Origin of the sequence: Hyunsoonleella jejuensis, from assembly GCF_900111025.1 — a bacterium.
GTDB lineage: Bacteria > Bacteroidota > Bacteroidia > Flavobacteriales > Flavobacteriaceae > Jejuia > Jejuia jejuensis.
The window spans coordinates 633847-657582 of sequence record NZ_FOFN01000001.1; the positions used below are offsets into that span (position 1 = coordinate 633847).

The 23736-nt window shown below is 35.1% G+C and carries 21 protein-coding genes; 5 read left to right on the plus strand and 16 right to left on the minus strand.

The genetic code is table 11. The features are described from left to right. Both BMY39_RS02695 and BMY39_RS02700 read right to left on the minus strand, forming a co-directional pair. Complete coding sequence (locus BMY39_RS02695) at positions 1–564, minus strand: YciI family protein (RefSeq protein WP_092575027.1); 564 nt, start codon at positions 562–564, stop codon at positions 1–3. Beyond that, positions 561–1034: a CYTH domain-containing protein gene (locus BMY39_RS02700; protein WP_092575028.1), complete on the minus strand. Its 474-nt coding sequence runs from the start codon at positions 1032–1034 to the stop codon at positions 561–563. Before BMY39_RS02700 ends, BMY39_RS02695 begins: the two co-directional genes overlap by 4 nt. A gap of 53 nt (positions 1035–1087) precedes the next feature. Between BMY39_RS02700 and dinB the strand changes: the two genes are divergently transcribed. The 3 genes from dinB to BMY39_RS02715 all read left to right on the plus strand — a co-directional run bounded on the left by dinB (position 1088) and on the right by BMY39_RS02715 (position 5343). Continuing rightward, positions 1088–2188, plus strand: coding sequence for a DNA polymerase IV (gene dinB, locus BMY39_RS02705; RefSeq protein WP_092575030.1), 1101 nt, complete (start codon positions 1088–1090; stop codon positions 2186–2188). Positions 2189–2312: 124 nt separating this feature from the next. Then, positions 2313–4154, plus strand: coding sequence for a CBS domain-containing protein (locus BMY39_RS02710; RefSeq protein ID WP_245738144.1), 1842 nt, complete (start codon positions 2313–2315; stop codon positions 4152–4154). A gap of 4 nt (positions 4155–4158) precedes the next feature. Then, positions 4159–5343 (plus strand): M14 family metallopeptidase, encoded by a 1185-nt coding sequence (locus tag BMY39_RS02715; RefSeq protein WP_092575035.1) that lies wholly within the window; start codon positions 4159–4161, stop codon positions 5341–5343. 94 nt (positions 5344–5437) lie between these two features. Here BMY39_RS02715 and BMY39_RS02720 read toward each other — a convergent pair whose 3' ends face one another. From BMY39_RS02720 to BMY39_RS02735, 4 genes are read right to left on the minus strand one after another with little or no spacing between them, the layout of a single operon-like run. Beyond that, entirely contained in the window at positions 5438–6313 is an 876-nt protein-coding gene (locus tag BMY39_RS02720) for a sterol desaturase family protein (RefSeq protein WP_092575036.1), read from the minus strand. A gap of 11 nt (positions 6314–6324) precedes the next feature. Beyond that, the gene (locus BMY39_RS02725; RefSeq protein ID WP_092575038.1) at positions 6325–7233 is read right to left on the minus strand and encodes a sulfurtransferase; all 909 of its coding nucleotides are present in this window, start codon (positions 7231–7233) and stop codon (positions 6325–6327) included. Further along, positions 7217–7687 (minus strand): monoheme cytochrome C, encoded by a 471-nt coding sequence (locus BMY39_RS02730; RefSeq protein ID WP_092575041.1) that lies wholly within the window; start codon positions 7685–7687, stop codon positions 7217–7219. The genes BMY39_RS02725 and BMY39_RS02730 overlap by 17 nt, the downstream gene beginning before the upstream one ends. Beyond that, positions 7688–8908 carry a sulfite oxidase gene (locus tag BMY39_RS02735; RefSeq protein WP_092575043.1) on the minus strand — a complete coding sequence of 407 codons (1221 nt, stop codon included), beginning with the start codon at positions 8906–8908 and terminating at the stop codon, positions 7688–7690. Between the two features lie 137 nt (positions 8909–9045). Between BMY39_RS02735 and BMY39_RS02740 the strand changes: the two genes are divergently transcribed. Beyond that, a complete protein-coding gene (locus BMY39_RS02740) occupies positions 9046–9723 on the plus strand; it encodes a hypothetical protein (protein ID WP_092575045.1) in 678 nt (225 codons plus the stop codon). A gap of 86 nt (positions 9724–9809) precedes the next feature. On the opposite strand, the gene BMY39_RS02745 is transcribed toward BMY39_RS02740, so the two are convergent. The 6 genes from BMY39_RS02745 to BMY39_RS02770 form a co-directional block, all read right to left on the minus strand. Beyond that, positions 9810–10058, minus strand: coding sequence for a hypothetical protein (locus BMY39_RS02745; RefSeq protein ID WP_092575047.1), 249 nt, complete (start codon positions 10056–10058; stop codon positions 9810–9812). A gap of 2 nt (positions 10059–10060) precedes the next feature. Then, positions 10061–11908, minus strand: a complete 1848-nt coding sequence (locus BMY39_RS02750) for a M1 family metallopeptidase (protein ID WP_092575049.1) — start codon at positions 11906–11908, stop codon at positions 10061–10063. 64 nt (positions 11909–11972) lie between these two features. After that, complete coding sequence (locus BMY39_RS02755; protein WP_092575051.1) at positions 11973–13580, minus strand: S8 family peptidase; 1608 nt, start codon at positions 13578–13580, stop codon at positions 11973–11975. A gap of 24 nt (positions 13581–13604) precedes the next feature. Next, entirely contained in the window at positions 13605–14465 is an 861-nt protein-coding gene (locus tag BMY39_RS02760) for an MBL fold metallo-hydrolase (protein ID WP_092575053.1), read from the minus strand. 53 nt (positions 14466–14518) lie between these two features. Then, on the minus strand, positions 14519–16711 hold the full coding sequence (locus BMY39_RS02765; RefSeq protein ID WP_092575055.1) for a SulP family inorganic anion transporter: 2193 nt from the start codon (positions 16709–16711) through the stop codon (positions 14519–14521). Then, entirely contained in the window at positions 16708–17556 is an 849-nt protein-coding gene (locus tag BMY39_RS02770) for a universal stress protein (protein WP_092575057.1), read from the minus strand. The genes BMY39_RS02765 and BMY39_RS02770 overlap by 4 nt, the downstream gene beginning before the upstream one ends. A 147-nt stretch (positions 17557–17703) precedes the next feature. On the opposite strand from BMY39_RS02770, the gene BMY39_RS02775 reads away from it, so the two are divergent. Further along, the gene (locus BMY39_RS02775) at positions 17704–19554 is read left to right on the plus strand and encodes a cation:proton antiporter (protein WP_092575059.1); all 1851 of its coding nucleotides are present in this window, start codon (positions 17704–17706) and stop codon (positions 19552–19554) included. 139 nt (positions 19555–19693) lie between these two features. Here the strand turns inward: BMY39_RS02775 and pyk are convergent, their stop codons facing one another. The 4 genes from pyk to fabF form a co-directional block, all read right to left on the minus strand. Beyond that, positions 19694–21136, minus strand: coding sequence for a pyruvate kinase (pyk, locus tag BMY39_RS02780; protein WP_092575061.1), 1443 nt, complete (start codon positions 21134–21136; stop codon positions 19694–19696). Then, positions 21136–21621, minus strand: a complete 486-nt coding sequence (locus BMY39_RS02785; RefSeq protein ID WP_092575063.1) for an IPExxxVDY family protein — start codon at positions 21619–21621, stop codon at positions 21136–21138. Before BMY39_RS02785 ends, pyk begins: the two co-directional genes overlap by 1 nt. Before the next feature lie 114 nt (positions 21622–21735). Next, positions 21736–22476 (minus strand): ribonuclease III, encoded by a 741-nt coding sequence (rnc, locus tag BMY39_RS02790; RefSeq protein WP_092575066.1) that lies wholly within the window; start codon positions 22474–22476, stop codon positions 21736–21738. Between the two features lie 7 nt (positions 22477–22483). After that, positions 22484–23734, minus strand: coding sequence for a beta-ketoacyl-ACP synthase II (gene fabF, locus BMY39_RS02795; protein ID WP_092575070.1), 1251 nt, complete (start codon positions 23732–23734; stop codon positions 22484–22486). Between the last annotated feature and the right edge of the window lie 2 nt (positions 23735–23736).

Below are 23736 nucleotides of genomic sequence, written 5' to 3' on the forward strand. Positions count from 1 at the left end.
TTATCGCAAAGTAAACCCTTTACCAGCCCACCAAGGATGAATTTCTATTTCTAATCGTCTAGCCTTAACCATAGGGTCTGAATTGGCTAAACTGTCTGCCATTTTTAAAGTGGGCACATTATAAATGGTAATGCCTCGAATATCGCCATCATCACCAAAAGGCCCTGAAATATCTGCATATCCCAATTCATACATTTTGGTTAAGTGCGCTAAGTGCTGCTTTTGTAATTCTGCCGCCTCCTCTTCGTTTTGACTGCGAATTGCCCCTCTTTTTAAAAACGCTATAAAGTATTGCTGCATTAAAATAGTATCTTTTGTTTTTTCATCTACATAGTCAAACGTTTTAAAGCCTTTAGCTGTTAATTCAGCTTTAATCTGTTTGGTGGATTTAGGGGGTTCGCCAGTTGCTACCTCTGTATTGTCTCTTTTTTCCTGGACTGATGTTTGTAATAGCTCCTTGCTTTTCACGTCATCTTTAATTTCAGAAACAGGTGTTTTTACATCTTCTTTACAGCTACAAAATAGTACGATTAGCGCTGCCAAAGTTATGGTTGTTTTTTTCATGATGACCACGTTTTATAGGGTTGTTTGCTCAAGTGCGAATTGTAATATTTTATTTGTCCAGTTACTTCCTCACCTAACCAGTTTGGTTTTTCCATGGTATCATTTTCAGAGGACAGCTCAACTTCAGCAACAATCAAACCTTCATTATCTCCTAAAAACACGTCTACTTCAAACATATGATTACCAACGTTTACCTCATAACGTATTTTATCAATTAGTGTTGGTTCGCAAAGTTTTAAAAGCGCTTCGGCATCGGTTAAGGGTATTTTGGTTTCCCATTCGAACCTGCTTAAACCATCGTTTGTTGATTTTCCTTTTACTGTTACATATCCAGAATCGTCCTTTACTCTTATTCTAACGGTTCGCTCTGGATGAGTGTTAAGAAATCCTTGAATTAATCTTGTTTTGGTATGGGCTTCATTTATAAAAGCATCTGATTTTACCAAGAATTTCCGTTCTATTTCTATCATAAGGAGCTACTTCTCAATTTAAATAAAAGACATTTAATGTCTAAATTTACACTATGTTAACCGATTTACCAATACGGAAAATAATTCATGTGGATATGGACGCGTTTTACGCTTCTGTTGAACAAATGGATAATCCTGAACTAAAAGGAAAACCCATTGCCGTAGGTGGTGGCGGTAAGCGCGGTGTGGTAAGTGCCGCAAGTTATGAAGCTAGAAAATTTGGTGTTAAAAGTGCTATGGCAGGAACTTTAGCTGCTAAATTGTGCCCTGAACTTATTTTTGTCAGGACGAATTTTGAGCGCTACAAAGAAATTTCGCAACAAATACGACGTATATTTTATGATTACACTGATTTGGTTGAACCATTATCTTTAGACGAAGCTTATTTAGACGTAACGCAAAATAAAAAGGGAAATCCGAGCGCTTCTTTAATCGCAAAAGAAATTAGAGCACGTATTTTTAATGAAGTAGGCTTAACCGCTTCGGCAGGTATTTCCATCAATAAATTTATCGCAAAAGTAGCTAGCGACTACAATAAACCTAACGGACAAAAAACGGTTAATCCAGAAGAGGTTCTTGAATTTTTAGAGCAATTGGATATTAGGAAATTCTATGGTGTTGGAAAAGTTACTACCGAAAAAATGTACCAAAAAGGAATTTTTACCGGGGCAGATTTAAAACAAAAATCTTTAGAGTATCTCGAAAATCATTTCGGGAAATCTGGCAAATATTACTACCATATTGTAAGAGGTATTCATACTAGTGAAGTAAAGCCACATCGTACCAGAAAAAGTTTAGCTGCCGAACGTACGTTTAGTGAGAATTTATCTTCTGAAATTTTTATGTTAGAAAAACTGGAGCATATTGCTGAAGAGGTGTCTCGAAGACTTTCCAAAAGTAAAGTTGCAGGAAAAACAATTACATTAAAAATAAAGTACAGTGATTTTACGCTACAAACCAGAAGTAAAACCTTGCCTTACTACTTAAGCGATAAAAGTGTAATTCTTGAAACTGCAAAATCCCTGTTATATCAAGAAAAGTTGAACAATTCGGTACGTTTATTGGGTATTTCGCTATCTAATTTAAATACTGAAAAGAAAGACAAACCAAAGATTGAAAAAACTGTAAGTGCACAATTGAAGTTTGAGTTTTAAAGACACCTAAAAACCACGTTTTTTTAAGCACGTTGTGGCTATGACAAAAATCATAGAATAAGTTGCAACATAGCAGTAATTTAACATATTGAATATCAACTAAACTGTTTAAGCTATGGGCAATATGGATGTAGAAAAGCTAAAGAGAAAAAAGGATAGGGCTAATTACGTCCATCATTTGTTGAACGATATTAAGGCATTAGACCTCATGTTGCAAAAGGGAATGATTGAAACGGAGCCTATTCGCATTGGTGCAGAACAGGAGTTTTGTCTTGTAAAAACCAACTTTTCGCCTAGCAATAATGCTTTAGAAATCCTTGAAGATATTAACGATGAGCATTTTACTACAGAAATAGGAAATTATAACCTAGAGGCAAATTTAGATCCTGTTGAGCTTAAGGGCGATTGCTTCTCAACACTCCATAGTCAACTAAAAATACTCTTAAAAAAAGCAAAGGACACTGCTAAAAAGAAGGACACCAAAATTGTATTAACTGGTATTTTGCCATCCATTGGGCTAGATAATATTGGTGAAAGCCAAATGACGCCGCTAAAACGCTACACCGTTTTAAATGAAGCCATAAAAGATTCTAGGAAACAAGATTTTAACATCCACATTCAAGGTGTTGATGAATTAAATTTATTATTCGATTCTGTAATGCTGGAAGGGTGTAACACCAGTTTTCAAATGCACTTACAGGTAAACCCAAATGAATTTATCGACACTTATAATTGGGCACAAGCCATTGCTGGACCAATTTTAAGTGCATGTACAAACTCGCCGTTACTGTTTGGTAAAGAACTGTGGAGTGAAACCAGAATAGCACTTTTTACCCAAAGTATTGATACTAGGGCAAATTCATTTTTGCTAAACGAAAATCAATCTCGGGTAAGTTTTGGTAAAAATTGGTATACAGGAACGGTAACCGATATTTTTAAGGATAATATTTCTCGTTTCAGAAGTTTTTTAACTTCAGCTTATATAAAGGATAGTGTAGATCTTATTGAAAACAATCAAATACCAAAATTATTGGCATTACAATTACATAACGGCACGGTATATCCGTGGAATCGTGTTTGCTATGGCGTTGGTAGTGAAAAACCCCACTTAAGAATAGAAAACAGATATATCCCCTCGGGACCTACCATTGTGGATGAGATTGCAAATATGGTATTTTGGGTAGGTGTAATGATGGGCAAACCCAAAAAGTATGATAACATTCATAAACAATGGGATTTTAAAGATGTAAAAACCAACTTTTTTAATGCAGCACGCTATGGTATGGCTGCCCAAATTTATTGGAACGGAACGTATATTTCGTGTTCTGATTTAATTTTAGACGAGCTACTACCAATGGCCTACAAGGGCTTATACAAGTTTGGTGTTTCACCAAAAGATGTAGAATATTATCTGGCAATTATTAAAAATAGAGTGAGAGGTTTAAACGGTTCAGAGTGGATGGTAAGAAGCTATAGGCACTTGCTGAAAAGCCATAAGCGGTTTGAAGCTATGCAAATTTTAACTTCAAAATTATACGAAAAACAAGAACATGATTACCCGGTCTCTACATGGCGTATTTTGCAAGAAACAGCAGAATTACCAGATGAAGGAAGCAGAGTAGTAAAACATATTATGCGAACTGATATTTTTTCGGTATACAAAACCGATAGTATTGAGTTGGTTTTAAATATCATGTTATGGAAAAATATTCATCATATGCCCGTTATTAGTCATAATAAGGAGTTGATAGGTGTTTTATCCTGGAGTGATATCAAGGACTATAAAGACGTAAAAGAAAGTGCAATTCAATCTGTTGGAAGCATCATGACCAAAAAGGTGATAGCAATACACGATCAAACTAAAATACCTGAGGCTAAAGCTTTGATGGAAGCTAATAACATTCATTTTTTACCCATTACCAAAGGGAATAAACTTATAGGGTTAATTACTTCAAGAGATTTATAGTTTTATGAATAACTTAGAAACAAAACCAATAGATACATCTAAAAACACGCATTTACTTTTTGAAATAGAAAAAGGTATAGCGTTACCTACCATAGTGTTTTTTGGAGGTATTCATGGGAATGAGAAGGCTGGGGTTACAGCACTAAAGCGTGTGTTGACAGATATAGATACGTATAATCTACATGGGAATGTATATGGCATATTAGGTAATTTAAAGGCGTTAGATGAAGACCAACGCTATATAGATGAAGACTTAAATAGACTTTGGACGAAAGCACACATCGAAAAAGTGCTGTCTAAAACTTCAGTCAACAATGAAGAATTACAATTACAAGAGATTTTTGGGCTGATAAAAAAATTTTTAGAAAAAAATAAAGGCCCCTTTTACTTTATAGATTTACATACTACCTCTAGCCAGAGCCTACCTTTTATTACTATTAACGATGCGTTGATAAACAGAGGGTTTTCAAAGCTTTTTCCGGTGCCGATTGTTTTGGGTATCGAAGAATATTTAGAAGGTGCCTTACTAAGTTATATCAATAGCTTAGGTTATGTGTCTATTGGTTTTGAATCTGGGCAACATACCGATATACGCTCTGTAGAAAACAATATTGCTTTTATTCATTTAGCCTTAGTGTTTTCTGGAATACTAGATAAAATCAATACAAACGTAGATCACCACTTAGAAACTTTAAAATCAGCATCTAAAGGTTCAGATCAATTTTATGAAATTGTACATTTATTGAAGATAACAGGGAAAGATCATTTTAAAATGAAAGAAGGCTTTAAAAGTTTTCAACGTATTAGTAAAGGCACACCAATTGCAACCTATAACGAAAAAGAAATCTGTTCTAATCATAACGGATATTTATTTATGCCGCTATATCAAAACAAAGGAAACGAAGGCTTTTTTATCATCAAACCTATTTTACCGTTTTTTCTTTTCCTTTCTCGAGTGTTACGTCGTTTTAAGGTAGATTCACTTTTGGTGGGTTTACCGGGTATATCTTGGGAAAGCAAAAAAGAAGGGGTTTTAAAGGCAGATTTAAAGGTGGTTCAGTTTTTAGCAAAACCAATATTTCACATACTTGGATATAGAAGCAGAACTGTAACTGAAAACAAAGTGCTTTTATATAATCGTGAACGTGTTGCTAAAAGCAAAATTTATAAAAAAGAATCGTGGTATTAAGTTTAGGTTGTCTGATTTTTAAAAATCATTCAATTGCTAAATTAGTAGTTGCTATATTTTAACAATTGAATGATTAATTATAAAAAGGAATGAATTAAAGTTGTCCCTTTTTAAAACCATAGGTGTTCTGGCCTATAAAGTCCTTTGGAAATTTGTCATCGCCCTTAAATCCAATTTCTATTTTACCGCTATCTTCTGGTATATAATTAGTTTTAAAAATATAATCCCATAAGCTTAAACTAATCCCATAATTTACACCGTACTTGCCTTCAGGTAACGTGTAGGCATGATGGTATAAATGCATTACTGGATTATTGAAAATATACTTTAGAGGCCCCCAAGTTATTTTAATGTTAGAATGGTTAAAGTGGCCAATGGCAATTGCTGCGAAATGAACAATATAGGCTTGTTCCGGTTCAAAACCACCTAGGAGCATTACGCCAAAAGTTTTTAGTGGTTTATACAATATGTTTTCCATCCAATGGTAACGCAAATGTGCGGCAAATCCCATTTCCTTCACACTATGATGTACCTTATGGAACTTCCATAAAAAGCGGTATTTATGTAATAAAACATGTGTAAACCATTGTACAAAATCGAGTATAATGAAGAATACTACCAATTGCAACCATGGCGCCCATTGTGTGATATCAATAAGAGCCAAACTTTTTGCAGTAATATTAATTTCGCTAAAAAGTAACCCCAATATTTCATAAACCCCACTTATCACAATTGAGAACATGAAAAAATTAAAATACATATAGAATGCATCTAACCAAAAATCACGTCTAAAAATAGACTGCTCTTTTCGCCAAGGAAAGCCGATTTCCAATAACCATACAATTAATGAAATAGCTGTAAGTCCCCAAAAATAATTAGTGTACCACGGAACTTCAAAGATTATGGATTTCCATGTCCAATCTAAAGTGCCATTAAAGGCATTATAAAACGCTTCTAAATACTTTTCCATTTTTTATTTATTTAATTTATACTATCATTTTCAAAAGGTAAATCGCTAAAATAACTCCACTCAGTCCACGAGCCGTCGTAATTTTTAACGTTTTTATACCCTAACAGTTGCGTAAGCACAAAATTGGTATGTGCCGAACGAACACCGCTATGGCAATACAATATGATAGAATCGTTCTTATTTAAATTACCATATATTTTTTCTAAATCTTTTATGGATTTAAATCTCTTTTCACCATTATAATGAATAGCCACTACCCAATCCATATGAATACTTTTGGGTATTCTACCTCCTTTACTAGCACCTTTTTTTTGTTTTTTTCCCGAATATTCATCTTCACTTCTAGTGTCTAGAATAACCGTGTTGTTTTTTATGGCATTAATTACCTGCTCTTTTGATGCATAATAACGCATCTTAGGAGTTTTTGTAAGTTTAAATCTGGTTGCATTAACCTTAGGCGTTTTAGTACTTACTTCTCCATTAATTGATTTCCATCCTGAGATACCACCATTTAAAAGTTTTACGTTTTCAAAATCATAGTTTTGCAGTATCCACCATAATCTAGAGGCTTCGCATAGGCCATTATCATCATAAACAATAAGAGTGTCTTTAGTTTGAATACCAAGTTTTCCAAATAAAGTTTCTATTTGTGTTTTACTTGCCATCATACCTGTATATGGGTAAGAGGTGTTTTCAATATCCGTTCGCCATATATTTAATGCACCAACTATATGCTCATTTTCATAGTTCTCTCTTTTCCTGAAATCTATTATTTTAATGTTAGGACGATGAACACTTGCCATTAATTCGTTAGCCTCTATTACATATTTCGTTTTAATTTTTGATAAATTACTAGCTTCATTTTCCTTACATGCCAAAATGAATAATAGAAATACTATGATGTTAATTCTCCAATTCATACCAATCAATACTGGTTAAAACAGCACGCCTTCCTTTTTCTTTTGGCGGATAATTTGTAACTAAGTAATTAACTATAACTTCTTGATTTTTACCTAATTCCCATAGATTTTGAGTCTCTTGCATCCACTTAATTGTAGCATTCCAACGCTCAGCATTCATTCTGTTTTGAGTTACTAATTTTGATGAGTGGCAATTAGTACAGTTATTGACTACAGTCATTAACCCCTCAGCATCAATTAAACCTGTTCGCACATGAATACCATTTTCAATTCTATCCTCATCAACTTCAATAGGTTCTAATGCTACATACTCTTGTTTTGGCGTAAACATGTTAGGATTTGCTATGTAGAATAACAAACCTCCACCAGCAACTAAAAACAATACAAAGAGCAGCGTTAAAAGGCGGTATACTTTTCTAACTTGTATCCAAAAGGCGTCTTCTTTTTGGGTCATTTACTTAACTTTTACTGCTATTCTATGACAAGCATTATTCAAATATCCTTTAGGATTCCATCCTGGTAAAAGCATTGGTTGCGCTATTCCGTTAGTATCTGTAGCTCTAGCCCAAACTTCGTAATAACCAGATTTTGGAAAATCTATACTAGCCGAAAAGTGTTGCCACGCTAAACGGTTTGCAGGTTGCTCAATATTACATGTTCTCCAAGTTGAGCCAAAATCTATGGAATATTCCATTTTAGCAACCTCTAGTTCACCCGCCCATGCATGTCCCCTAATGTTTAAAGACTGTCCTTTTTTTAGTATTGCTCCAGTTTTTGGGTATGTGATTAGCGATTTTACAGGCATAGACTCTATGATGCACATGTCTTCATCTTTTACTTTTTCTCCTGGTGCAACTGGGGTGCAAGGCACTCTATAGGCTGTACCTGTCATTTTTGTACCATCATGTACTTTATTGCGTACGCTAATTCTATTAATCCACTTGCCAGAAACCGATGCTGGCCAACCGCCAGCTACTAAGCGCAATGGATAGCCATGAACCAAAGGAATATCTTCCCCATTCATTTTAAATGCCAAAAGAGTTTCATCTTGTAGGGCTTTTTGCATTGGGCAACCTCTAGAAATCGGCTCTTTATTAGGATCTAAACTAAGATGCTTATCTATGGCATGATATCCAATATAAACGGCACTACTTTCAATGCCAGCGTCTTCTAAAACATCGCGTAAACGAACACCTGTCCAAGAAGCACAATGTACAGCACCAACTGTCCATTGGTTACCTTTTGCTGGAGGATCAAATTCTGAACGCCCGTTACCTCCACACTCTAATGTTAATTGATACGTGTGATGCTTGAATTTCGATTTCAAATCAGCTAGCGTATATTTCTTTTTGTTTTTTACCGATTCACCATCAATTTCAAGCGTCCATGTTTTTGGGTCAATAGCTTCAGGTACTAATCCATTATTTCTAATAAACATGCACGAATTAGGCGTTATCTTATCATCCAATAAATGCGCCTGTGCTTCAATATTCCATGGTTTATCATTGAGAACCACCATGTCTTTGTGCTTGTTAAATAGTTTAAACGGGTCGGGTTCTTGGAGTGCTAAAGGTGTATAGCCATTCAACATTTTAGAGCCAAAAACAAGTTCTGTACCTATCAGTGCAGCGAAAGAACCTAGTGTTCCTTTTTTTACAAAATCTCTTCTTTTCAAAATATTTCTTCTTTAGCTTTAAGAACCAATAACCTAATTTACAGCAACTAAGCATCTTCTCATGTAACTAATGTTACATTAAAAAGAATAATTTCACATTAGATTGCATTATTACAAAATATGCAATAACTAATATTATGACAAAAGATTTTGAAACTAAATTTACAGGTTGGGCATTTATTGTAGCCGCCTTGTTACTATGGTTGGGTTGGGCACTATCCCCTCACCATATTGGAGAATACATTGTAGCTTCAGATTTTGAAGCTATTGGCGAGAATGTTTGGACTTGGATTTGGATGTATCGTATTCATATTTTCGGCTGGGTTACTATGGCCATTGCCTTGTTTGCCTTAGTATCAGTAGCTGCAAGAAAACCTTATCGCGTACTTATACTGCCTGGAGCTGGCATGCTTATTATTGGTACGTTTACTTTGGCTATTGCAAATGCATATTTTTATAATTTCGGTGCTTGGGGCGTTGGACAAACGGCAGGAAAGTCTGCAGCAGAAATTCAAACATTTGTAAACGATATTTTGTACACTAATCAATATGTGACCTGCTTTATTCGATTTGGTCGTGTTTTTTCAGGGGTTGGTTTAGTCTTGTTGGGTTACGGACTAATAAGATGGCATATTGTTGCTAAATGGTTGGGCTGGTTTACGCTTTTATTAGGGCTTGCCGCCATGGGTGTTATTATGGGTATTCCAGACAATTTTGAAATATACAAGCCTTTATTTCATGTTAAAGTGATTTGGTTGGTGGCTATCGGTGCGGCAATTCTAGCTAAAGGCATTCACTTACCAAAAAATGAGTAATAACTTATTTTCAGATTAAAGAATACTGAGTCTAATTAATGCAAAAACGGCAATTCATTTTTTGAATGGATTGCCGTTTAAATATTCTAAATATCATTTCTAGATTTCAATTCTGCATCAATTTTTTTGAGGTTCACATAATTTACCAAAACCATAGGGATAAAAAAGACTGGCATCAAAACAGTAGCACTAAAACCTCCTTCTTTCCAGTTAAAAAAACTTATAACAAACATTACAGCTACAATACCGGCTAATACAAAAAATGCCATTTTAAAGGTTTTATATTTTTTTTGCAAATCTTCTGTTGCAACATGTTTAAGGTCTTCCTTTTTCATAATTAAAGCTTGTTATTAGTTTGGTCAATGTCCGCCATAAATCGACTAGGGTCTATTTGTACACCTTTTATTTCCTCTTTAGTTGTGAACGTGTAGGTAGGATAAGCCCAGGCCCAATCTTTAATTATTGTAGCAGATGTTGGTTTTTCACCTCGCATCATTTGCAAAGGAATGTAGAAATCTTCAGAGGATCCATCCTTATAAGTAACCCTCACATCAATTGGCATTGGCATTAAACCTATACGCTCAAGAGTAATAGTCTTGTCTTCAACAGATTTTACGGCATAATCAATCGTATTTGTAGTTCTTGTCCAGTCGTTCAAATACCAATCTAATTCTAAACCAGATACTTTTTCTGCTACTCTAATAAAATCGGTTCGCGTAGGATGTTTAAAAGCCCAATCTTTAAAGTACTGTTTTATTGTGGCCTTTTGATGTTCCTCTCCAATAACATAAGCTAGTTGATTTAAAAACACATAACCCTTATAGTAAGCAGAAATAGCGGAAGAACGATTGAAATAAAAACGATCTGCATGTGTTGTTTGCGGTTGTTCTGTTCCTGAGTTTACATAAGCGTAGTAAATATTATAAACACGCTGGGTTTGCGGTTCAATTGGTTTATTGAAAATTTCACTTTCTGCAAGTTCACCAAAGTATTCCGTAAAGCCTTCGTCCATCCAATAGTTAGTTAGCTCGTTGGTAGCCAACAAAAACTGAAACCACGAATGCGCCATTTCATGTGCGGTAACACCAAACAGCCCATTAAAAGTACCTTCGCCAGCTATAAGTGTGCACATGCCGTATTCCATACCGCCATCTCCACCTTGTATTATGGAGTACTGTTTGTAGGGATATTGCCCTATATTTTCACTGTAAAACTCCATTAACTCTACGGCTTTAGGTTGCAATTTTTTCCAATTGTTTAATTTTTCTTTAGGCATGGTGCTTTTATAGAAGAAGTGCAGCATTGGCCCATTAGGAACTTGCGCAGTATCATGGATATATTCAGGATCTGCTGCCCATGTAAAATCATGAACATTTGGTGCAACAAAATGCCATGTTAATTTATCGCTTTTGTGGCGTTTTACTTCTCCAGTTTCATAACCATGACCTATTTCGTTTGGGTTTTGTAAATAGCCCGTTCCGCCAACAATATAGTTTTTGTCAATGGTAAGTTTAACATCAAAATCGCCCCAAACACCATGAAATTCTCTGCCTATATAAGGGTCGGCATGCCAACCTTCATAGTCGTATTCCGCCAATTTAGGATACCACTGCGCCATAGATAATGCAACACCTTCATTATTATTCCTGCCTGAACGCCGAATTTGAACAGGCACCTGAGCATCAAAATCCATGTTAAACGTTACTTTTTCACCTGGTAGAATAGGTTTTGCTAAATCAACTTCTAAAACAGTACCTACAGTTTCGTATGTAATGGGTGTTCCATTTTGTTTTAAAGATTTTACTTTGATATAACCTATTTCGTTCTGTTTCAATTTACTAATTCTATCTCTTACTCTTCCATCAGGATCTGCTATAGTTCTAGAACGCACATCCATCTCGCTTTCTGGTTGAAACGCATTAAAGTATAAATGGTAGAATACCTTTTCTAAGACGTCTGGTGAGTTATTGGTATATATCAATTCTTGTTTACCCTCGTATTGATAGTTATTTACATCCATATCAATTTCCATTTTGTAATCTACATGCTGCTGCCAATATGTAGAGGAGGAAGTTGTGTTTGGCACAGGAGGTTGAGGTATAACTGGAGCATTGCCAATATTTTTAGAGCTTGTACAAGCAGTGAAAAATGTTAAGGCAATAATATAAAGAGGTATTCTTTTCATAGTCAATAGAATTAAGAAGGTTGTTTAAATAACAATATTTTAAACAACCTTCCAATCATAAATTTTAGTTTGCCATTTTTGATGCCATAATTAAGGCATTATAGGCATTCACAATTTTACCAGATTTCACTATGTTTTTAAATGGTTGAATATCATCAGTATTTCCACCAACAATAACCTTTGTTTTAATCTCTAAACCAGAATCCATTATAATTTGTTTTACTTGTGCCGCTGTTAATTTAGGATAGTATGAACGAAGTAACGCTGCTACACCAGCTACAGCAGGAGCAGCCATAGACGTACCGCCCTTAGTATCATACTCGTTTTCTGGCGTTGTAGAATATACTTGGGCGCCTGGAGCAAATACATCAACATTATTTTTTCCGTAGTTCGAAAAACTTGCCAACAAGCCAGAACCGTATTTTGGTGAAAGGGCGCCAACCCTAATGTAAGTATCAGATATTTCTTGTCCGTTTATATTGTCATCAGGATAGTTTGGTTCTACATCTACGTTTTTACTATCGTTACCTGCAGCATGCACAAATACAACATCGTTTTTAGCGGCGTAGGAAATAGCATCTCTTACCCAGTCGCTATGCGGTGAAAAACTTTTACCAAAACTTCCGTTAATTATTGAGGCTCCATTATCTACCGCGTAACGAATTGCTAAAGCCACATCCTTATCATACTCATCACCGTTTGGTACAGTCCTTATGCTCATTATCTCTACATTATTTGCAACCCCATTAGCGCCTTTTCCATTATTACGTTCTGCAGCAATTATGCCTGCCACATGCGTACCATGGCTTTCATCTTTTTTAACTGGTTTTACATTGCCATTACCGTAGAATTTATTACTCATATCCTCAGGGTCATCACCATTTAATCTACCCTTAAAATCTTTATTTAAGTTGTAATTCAAACGTTCGTTAATACTTTTAATGGCATCGTTTAACTCTTCTAAAGCATCAGCCATAGAATCGATATCATTGCTATACATGTATTGCGCAATCTGTTTTGCTTGCCCTAAGGATTGGTCTTCGGTTTTTATAGCCCCAACTTCTTTTTGGGTGTAATCTTTTTTACCAAAGTGTTTTGCAAGAATATCATCCGCATCTTTTACTTGCTGATAAATTTGGTCATACTGAGTTTTACGTTGAGTCCATTTAGCATACTCTTTTTCATATTCAGTCTTGGCTGCTGCGTAGTCTGGGTTACTGGTGTTTCCACTCGCTAAAATTCTAACATACTCTAACTGTTCATTGTAACCATCTCCTAAAAAATTCCAACCATGTATATCATCAATATAACCATTATTGTCATCGTCTTTCCCATTTCTAGGTTTTTCATCTTTGTTCGTCCAAATATTACCATCTAAATCTTCATGGTCTATGTCGATGCCAGAATCTATAACAGCGACTATAACGTTCTTTCCTTTTTTATTTTTGATTATTTCAGCATATGCCTTATCCACGCTCATACCCGGAATAGTATCTTTCAACAAATCTAGATGTCCCCAGTTTTGTTTTTCAGTTTCTGTTAAATCTGAAACCTTTAATGGAATGGCGTCAATATTCGCTTCGGGGGTTAATAGTATTTCTCCAGTACTCCCGCATCCCAAAAACAGGGTGCAAATTGCTAATGCTAATGTTACATGTTTAATTGTTCTCATTGTTATATTTGAATTAGTCCTTTCTTAATTAAATAGCTCCTCTGCTTTAAAAATATTTTCTAACCTCACCCCTTTTTCGGTATGTTTTACAGTTATAATTTCGTTGTAAGCGTCATGCTCTAAAAATAGATAATACCCGTTATCTGCAGCCATGTTTAGAAACTGCTCTTTTTCATTTAAAGTAAGAAGCGGTCTCATGTCGTAGCCCATAACGTAGGGTAAAGGTAAATGGCCAGTGGTTGGTAGTAAATCGGCCATAAAGCAAATGGTTTTGCCTTTATAGTGAATTATAGGAATCATTTGTTTATCAGTATGCCCATCTGCAAAAAAAATATCGAAGCCCAAAGCAGAGTTTTTAAGCAAGCTATCTTTTGATATATCTGTAAATTTTAACCGCCCGCTTTCTTCCATCGGTAAAATATTTTCTTTTAAAAACGATGCTTTTTCACGTGCATTTGGATGAATTGCCCAATCCCAATGGTCTGCATTACTCCAAAAGTGGGCATTTTTAAAAGCAGATTCGTAACCGGTTCTGTTCTTATTCCATTGAATGGCGCCCCCGCAATGATCAAAATGCAAGTGTGTTAAAAACACATCGGTAATATCATCTCGATGAAAGCCATGTTTCTTTAGTGAAGAATCAATAGTCTCATTGCCCCACATGTAGTAATACCCAAAAAACTTTTCGGATTGTTTATTGCCCATGCCTGTATCGATTAAAATTAACCGATTACCATCTTCGATAAGTAAGCACCTTGCACTTAAATCAATCATGTTTCTCTCATCGGCAGGATTGGTTCTACTCCAAAGGGTTTTGGGTACAACACCAAACATGGCGCCCCCATCTAACTTAAAATTTCCTGAATTGATTGCGTATAAATTCATAGCGAACGAATTTACAAAATATGCACAAAATCTTATATAATGTTAAGAGTTTATTATGAAATAACCTGTTGCAAACGCTTGCCAAAATCAAAAAGAGCTTTAACCTCTTTTACACTTGCCAATCGTTCTTTCCTAAAAACTAATAATGCCTTTCCGTTAGATTCTACATGATAATATGGGTTGCTTTCAAAAAACTGAGTAATATCACTATTAAAAAACTCTGTGATGGCTGCGTCATTATCTCCCAACAAATAAAAACGATCTGAAAAGTCTGAATGATTTTGAATAGGGATATCCTTAAAGCCTGCAAAGGCATATACTTTTTCTAAGAAACCCTCGCGGTCTAGGGTGAATTCTGGGATTTCTTTATCCAATTCAATATGAAGCATTGTTGAGCGTACAACTTCTTTGGCTATAAACTCACCTTCGGAAAACTCTATATCAAATAAAGAAATAGTTCCATTTCCATGGGTTAGCCTATTGTATATATGATTAATAGTTTTGGTATTAAAAAAATGAAAATCATAAAGAAGCTCAACATCCTTTATTTTTTCAGGAATATAAATTAATTGGTAATTTTCGGCTAACGACTCCATGCTTGTTTGCCGTCTTGTTAGGTTGTTTTGAATAATTTTTGGAACAGGTAATAATCGTCTTAAAGCAAATGGATGTTCAGAATCGGTATCATGCATATCAAGACCTATAACATCAAAATGGCCTCCACGTTTTTTAAACAATTCTTGGTAATCATGAATATTTTCCATTACGGTGTGATCTACAAAACTGCACAATGAAAAATCTACGATAACATCATGGTCTTCTGGAATAGCATCGAGCTTATCTTTCAGTTTGTAAAAATTTAAAAAGCTACAAAAGTGCTTAACACTTACATAAAAATCTTCCTGTCCTGCTTCTTGATACATTAGAACATTTGGTTTTAGTACGTTTCTAATAAATAAAGATGCTGTTTTATTTATTATAACATGAATAATAAGTGTAATTAAAACCCCAGAAATAATACCTGTTATGAGGCCAATTTTAAGCGTAACTAAGAGTGTTACGAAGAAAATAATGAGTTGTTCTTTTCCAATGCGACCAATATTTTTGATAACATCTGGTGATGCTAATTTATACCCTGTAAACACCAAAATTGCCATTAATGCTGGTAAGGGAATACGTGTAAGTTGCGTGCTAAATAGTACTATAAAAAACACCAAAAACATTGCATGAAAAAAGTTTGATGAACGGTTACTTGCACCGTTATTTACATTCACCGAACTTCGGGCTATTACTGTAACAACGTTTAAGCCGCCCAAAAACCCACTTCCAATAGTGGCTAGCCCCAAAGCCTTTAAATCTCGATTTACGTTAGACCGTCTTTTTCTAGAATCTAATTTATCAACCGCTTTTATGCTTAAAAGTGATTCAATACTAGCAATTAAGGTTATTGCTAATACACTGCCCCAAAAAGAGAAACTTCCAACTTTTGTAAAATTAGGCAGATGCATATCTGCAATAATTTGCTGAATACTTGGTATTCCAGAAATCATATAGGCTTTGTCAATAGGATTTTCCTCATGCAGTACAATTTCAAAATAATAACTGAAGGCTATGGATAGAATAACAATCCACATTGGTGCAGGAACAAGCTGTAAATATTTATTGCGAATTTTGGAATAGAATAGCATAATTGCTAAACTGATAACCCCGGCCAAAGCAGCAAAAATAAAGCCTTTGTTTTCATAATGAATAGCATCGTTGATTGTAAATGGAATTTCAAAAAGGTAATCTAATGTATCCTCACGCTTTATTTTATGCGCCAACATTATATGAAACTGTTTCCCAAGAATAATAAGCCCTATAGCAGCGAGCATACCTTGAATTGCAGATGACGGGAAAAAGTTAGCTAGTTTTCCCATTCTAAAAAATCCTAGAAGAATGATTAGTATACCTGAGCAAATAATCGCAGCATAAGCACTTTCAATTCCCAAAGTGGTTATGGCAACTAATAGCACCCCAACTAAGCCATTGCCAGGACCTACTATTGTTACATGACTTCCTCCAAGAATAGACACCACAACACCACCAACAATAGCTGCAATAATTCCTGCAATTGGAGGAGCATCACTAGCCATAGCCAAACCTAAACCCAATGGTAAAGCGATAAGACTTACTACAAAACCAGAAAAGATGTTTTTCGGTAATGTCTTAAAAAAATCAGCTATATTATTTTTTTTCGGACTCACTGTAAAATTAGAACATCGGTTGGTAATTCAGTTAAAATATGCTCAATATCGTGTGGAAATAAGCGGTCCCAAAACGTCATCTTGCTTGGGGCATTCATAACTAGTAAGTCTGCCCTAGATATTTGTGCGTAGTGCCCAATGGAGTATCCTTGTTTTCCAAAAATAGGCTGTAGTTTAATAATTTTATTCTTGGTATAATCTTCAGGAATATGGCTAACAATCTCCTTAATTCGTTGATTTTCTCTTAACTTAATACGTTCTTTAGCAATATTGGCGCGTCTTAAAGATTTATCATCATCCACTTTAACAGCAACATACTCTTCCCTTATTTCTTCTACAATGGTTATTTTTTCGGACATGAGATGTTTTGCAACATAAAAAGCGGTAGTAATGGTTTGCTCTGTTTTTGGGTCTTTAATTCCGTTTACAACAATGTGTTCACATGGTATTCGTTCAACCGATGGCTTTATTAAAAGCAGTATAGAGCACTTAACTTTTCTAGTTATTTTTCGGGCAATAGAGCCCATGTAATATGTTACAAAGCGCTCTCTTTTTGCAGCACCTAAAACTAATAAGTCTATTTTTTTATCCTTTGAAACTGATAAAATAACATCTACAGGCTCTCCTGTTTTAAAAACAATTTCATAGTCTAAATTATCTGTTTCAAACGTTTTTAAAAACGATGTAAGCTTTTTTGTCTTTATTTCAGATGGGTTACCTACATGAATTAAAACTAATTTAGATTGGAAAAATACTGCTAATCTAGCCGCCTCAAAAAGATTAGCCTTTAGGTTTGGAGAAAAGGCGACACCAATACCAATACTACTGAATGGTTTTAAAGACAAGTTAGTTTTATTTTAGTATGAAACGGAAAGATAGCATTTTTTAAAATATTAGAATTGCAGGCTATAAATTCAACAAAAAAAATTATAATCTGAATAAATCTTATCATTTTCTTTATTTTAGTGATTCTAAAAAAGAAAACATAATTTATGTTAGAACTTTCGGGAATTATTATTCTTGGTATTTTGGCGCAATGGGTTGCGTGGAAATTTAAAATTCCAGCTATTTTACCATTAATTTTAATAGGATTGTTAGTTGGCCCTATCGCGGCAGAATATTTAAGTGAAGACGGCAGCAAGTGGATAGAACCTATTTGGAATGGCAAAAAAGGATTATTCCCTGGAGAAGGGCTTTATTATTTTGTGTCTTTGGCTATTAGTATCATATTATTTGAGGGAGGGCTAACCCTTAAACGGTCTGAAATACGAACTGTAGGCCCCGTGATAACTAAACTTATTACTGTAGGCTCAGCAATTACATTTTTTGGAGCAGGAGCATTGGCTTACTTTATCTTTGATTTGAATTGGGAGCTGTCATTATTATTTTCTGGCTTAATTATAGTTACGGGCCCCACGGTTATAACACCTATTTTACGAAATATTCCGCTTAAAAAGGATATCTCTACCGTTCTAAAATGGGAAGGTATATTAATAGATCCGATTGGTGCATTAGTAGCGGTTTTAGTCTTTGAATTTATTAGTGTTGGAGGTGATAGTGGTTTTACCAAAACCGCACTTATTGAGTTTGGTAAAATTTTATTATTTGGTACTACATTTGGGTTTACATTCGCACACGCTTTAGCTTTTGCTGTAAACAAAAAATTTATACCCCATTACTTGTTAAATGTAGTGTCTTTATCAACGGTTCTATTGGTGTTTGTAGAGTCTGAAATTTTTGCCCATGAATCTGGTTTACTAGCTGTTGTTGTTATGGGTATGGTCTTGGCTAATGGAAAGTTGGAGAACATTAAAGAACTGCTTTATTTTAAAGAGTCGCTAAGCGTATTGCTTATTTCAATATTATTCATTCTACTAGCGGCAAATATTGACTTTAAAGATTTAGAACTACTTTATACATGGAAAACGGCATTATTATTTGCTTTAGTAGTATTTGTAATAAGACCGTTAGCTGTTTTTACAAGCACTCATGGCTCGAAATTACACTTTAACGAAAAGCTATTTATTAGTTGGGTAGGCCCTAGAGGTATCGTTGCTGCTGGTATCGCTTCGCTTTTTGGCGGTAAGCTAATAAGGCAAGGTGTAGAAGGAGCAGAATATATCACGCCTTTGGTGTTTATGATTGTGTTAGGCACTGTTTTATTAAACGCTACAACCGCACGGTTATTTGCAAAAGTAGTTGGCGTTTTCTTAAAAAGATCGGAGGGAATATTAATAGTTGGGGCGTCTCATTTTTCAAGACTGGTTGGAGAATATCTGGAAAATAATGGCAGGCATGTGGTGTTAATTGACAGTAATCAATCTAACGTACAATTAGCACAAGAACAAGGTCTTGAAGCTATAAATGCCGATATATATTCTGAAGAATTAAATAATAATATCGAATTAAATGATGTAGGTTTTCTTTTGGCTCTAACAGGAAGTAAAGACATTAACTCTTATGCCATTAATAGATTTAGAGAACAATTTGGTGAGAGTGGTTATTACCGATTGCTTACTTCTGATGAAATAGATGATGTAGAAAATAACCCGGATGAAGGGTTGTTTTCCCAAACAGATGATTTTAACAACTTAACCGAAGTAGCCAGAAAGTATCCAAAAATACACGAAACAGAAATAAAAAGCAGAGAGCATTTTGAGGAACTGATTGATTTGACCAATAACGATATTGACATAGTACCGCTATTGATAAAAGATAAAAAAGGAGTGTTAGAAATTATATCTTCACACAATAAAAAGATTGAAAAAATGGAAGATGGCTACAAACTTGTGTATATGGGAAAACCATTGAGCGTTCCTGAGGCTACACCGACGGCACAGTAGTAATTAAATAACACGTATATCGAACAAACACCTTAGGATAAAGATAGAATGTTTTATAAACAAAAACCTGCTTTAAAGCAGGTTTTTGTTTATAAGAGAAGGCACGACACTCATAGTAATGACTAAATAATTTTATAGCTTAAAAACTACAGGTCTCAATTTCAGTAACCCTTAAAGTATTTACCATACCCTTGTCTTGAATAGGCATCGCAGCTAAACTGATAAGCATATCGCCAACATCTAAATACCCCATTTTACAGGCTATAGCATTTACATCTTCTATAGTTTCGTCGGTACTTACAAACTTATCATAATAAAAGGCGTGAACACCCCACAGCAAACTTAAACGTGTTAAAATACGCTTGTTTGAAGTAAACACTAGAATATGACACGATGGTCTCCAAGCCGAAATTTGAAATGCGGTGTACCCACTATTGGTTAATGTTGAAATAGCTTTTGCATCTATTTCGTTTGCCATAACAGCCGCATGATAACAAATAGATTTTGTAATGTAGCGATTAGTGCGAATATGCGGCGGCATTTCGGGTACTTTAATAAGCGGAGAATCTTCTACACTTTTTAAAATATCGCTCATTTGCTTAATAACCTCAACAGGATAGCTCCCTACCGACGTTTCACCAGATAGCATCACTGCATCTGCTCCATCCATAACAGAATTGGCCACGTCATTAACTTCTGCTCTAGTTGGTGTTAAGCTAGAAATCATAGTTTCCATCATTTGTGTGGCAATAATTACTGGAATTCTAGCTTTTTTTGCTCTTAAAACCAGTTGCTTTTGTATTAGAGGAACCTCTTGCGCAGGCACTTCAACACCTAAATCGCCACGAGCTACCATTATACCATCACATTGGGTTACAATTTTGTCTATATTTTCAACGGCTTCTGGTTTTTCTATTTTTGCTACAATTGGAATTTTGTAGTCACTATGTTCTTTGATTAAGTCACGCAACTGCATTAAGTCTTCTGCATGACGTACAAAAGATAAAGCTATCCAATCTACATCTTGTTTTATTGCAAAAATGGCATCTTCTATATCCTTTTCGGTTAGTGCGGGTTGTGAAATATCAGTATTTGGAAGATTAACACCTTTTTTAGATTTCAAAGGTCCACCTTGAATCACTTTGGCCTTTACCTGTGTTTTTTTATCTGTAGAGACTACTTCAAAAATTAATTTCCCATCATCTAAAAGGATGCGTTCTCCTGGTTTTGCGTCTTGTGGAAACCTATCATAGGTCATGTAAACACGCTCTTTTGTGCCTTCAAAGCGTTCTCCAGTTTCAAAAATAATTTCATCACCAGGTTTTACCTCAACTTCTTCCTTCATTACACCCACACGCAATTTGGGGCCTTGTAAATCTGCTAAAATTGCGGCATTAAAACCAAACTCATCATTTAGTTCGCGTATCATAGTAATACGTTTCTTTACATCTTCGTAGTCGGCGTGAGAGAAATTAATTCTAAATACGTTAGCGCCTTCTTCCATCATACCTTTAAGAATTTCCTTTGTACTGGTTGCTGGCCCTAATGTTGCTACTATTTTGGTTTTTTTTCTTAATCCCATTAATTAAAAATTAAATGCTCCTTAGATTTCAGCGAACTTATATCAACATTGTACGCCATCGCTATCTGCGGTATCTTAAGAAGGTTATTTATTATTTTTTTTTCTTTACTATTATTAAACTCACTATCAATTTTTAAAAAGTAGTTTACCTTACCATACTCTGGAATCAAATTATAGGACTTAATTACTTTATGATGTGCATTGAATAATGATTGTTGTTGTAATTGAGAATCAGTTTCTATTTTACAAATATTAGATACTAAATTCCAATGTATTAAATTCTGTTCATCTTCATATTCAAAAACAGAATAGGTAGTATTTCCCTTATTAAAGTCTAAATCTTGGGGTTTTCTTATTAAGACAATATCTAAAGCTTTATTTAAAAGATAAGCTAATCTGTAATCTTCAATGGCACAATGAATGGCAATTAAAGTACAGGACACATCCTCAAAAACATCATCAAGAATAAGTTTATGTACTGCCATAACCTGACTTATTAGCGTGTAAATATAGTATTAAAAACATTTAGAAGTCAATGGATTTATGATTTCTTAACGCCAAAACTCAACGCAAACGTTGTAGTTGAAGTGTTTTAAAACCTAAATCATTTTAGATATTTTATTTTGAAACGCAAAAAAAGCACGTTTTGATGCTTTCTCTTCTGCTTTTTTCTTTGAAGTGGCCCTTGCTTTGGCAACAATTTTATCATCTATAGACAATTTTACTGAAAAATGTCTCACATCATCATTGCCTGTATCTTCATAAACATTGTAACCAAAAATCTTTTTTTCCTTTTGGCACCATTCTATTAAAAGGCTCTTGTAGCTTATTACTTTGCCTTCTAGCTGCTCAATATCTACATGAGGGGTAATTACACGTTTGTAAATGAATCTTTCGCAATATTTGTAGCCTTTATCTAAAAAAATAGCACCCACCAAGGCTTCAAACAAATTACCATGAATGTTGTCTCCAAACTGTCCTGCGGGTATTTTGCTTTCTACTAAATCTATAAGATTGAGTTCTTTACCAAGTTCATTTAGGTGTTCCCTACTTACTACTTTAGAGCGCATTTTGGTAAGGTAGCCCTCATCACCGCTTGGTACTTCTTGGAATAAATGTGATGCAATTACGGCGCTTAACATAGCGTCTCCCAGAAACTCCAATCTTTCGTAGTTAATAGCATTACCTTTGCTATCTTTTATGTTCATGGAGCGGTGTGTAAACGCTTTTCTAAAAATAGAAATATTTTTAGGTTTATACCCTAAGATATTTTGTAGCTGTATAAAAAAATTCCCGTTTCGTTTGGAACGGGAATTTAATATGTTACGAATGACACTCATTCGGGATTTAATCTATTTTCTTGAATAATACACAGGCGTTATGTCCACCAAATCCAAAGGTATTACTCATTGCAACTTTAACATCTCTTTTTTGAGCTTTGTTTAACGTTAAATTTAATTCTGGGTCTATGTTTTCATCAACCGTTGTATGATTAATAGTTGGCGGAACTATGCCATGCTCTATAGCCAAAATACTTGCTATAGCCTCAATGGCACCAGCAGCACCTAAAAGATGCCCTGTCATAGATTTTGTAGAATTAATATTTATGTTTTTAGCATGATCTCCAAAAACTTTAGAAATTGCTTTTAACTCTGCCACGTCGCCTAATGGTGTTGAAGTACCATGTGTGTTTATATGATCTACATCTTCAGGATTTAAACCTGCGTTTTCTAAACAGTTTTTCATAACTTCAACTACGCCAACACCTTCTGGATGTGGCGCCGTCATATGGTAAGCATCTGATGATAAACCACCACCAGCTACTTCCGCATATATTTTTGCGCCTCTAGCCTTGGCATGCTCATACTCCTCTAGAATAAGTGCACCAGCACCTTCTCCTAAAACAAAACCATCTCTAGTGCCGTCAAATGGGCGAGAAGCTGTTTCTGGACTTTCATTTCTAGTAGAAAGGGCATGCATTGCATTAAAACCACCCATACCGGCAATAGTTACAGCAGCTTCACTTCCCCCAGTTACTACTATATCACAATGTCCTAAACGTATCATGTTTAAAGCATCGAACATAGCATTTGCTGAAGACGCACATGCTGAAACCGTTGTGTAATTAGGCCCCATAAAACCATATTTTATGGAGATGTTTGCAGGTGCTATATCTGCAATCATTTTTGGAATAAAGAACGGGTTAAATCTTGGCGTACCATCACCTGCAGCAAAGTTTAAAACTTCTTGCTGAAACGTTTCAAGGCCCCCAATTCCTGCTCCCCATATTACTCCTACCCGCAATTTGTTTAGCTCATCAACGTTAAGTTTTGAGTCTGCAATTGCCTCGTCTGAGGCTACCATTGCATACTGTGCAAACTTATCCATTTTACGAGCTTCTTTTCTATCCAGAAAATCAGTTGCATTGAAGTTTTTTAGTTCGCAGGCGAACTTTGTTTTAAACTTCTCGGTATCATAATATGTAATAGGCGCAGCACCACTTTTTCCACTAATTAAGCCATCCCAATATTCATCTTTGGTATTGCCAATAGGTGTTAAAGCTCCTAGTCCTGTAACTACAACGCGCTTTATTTCCATAA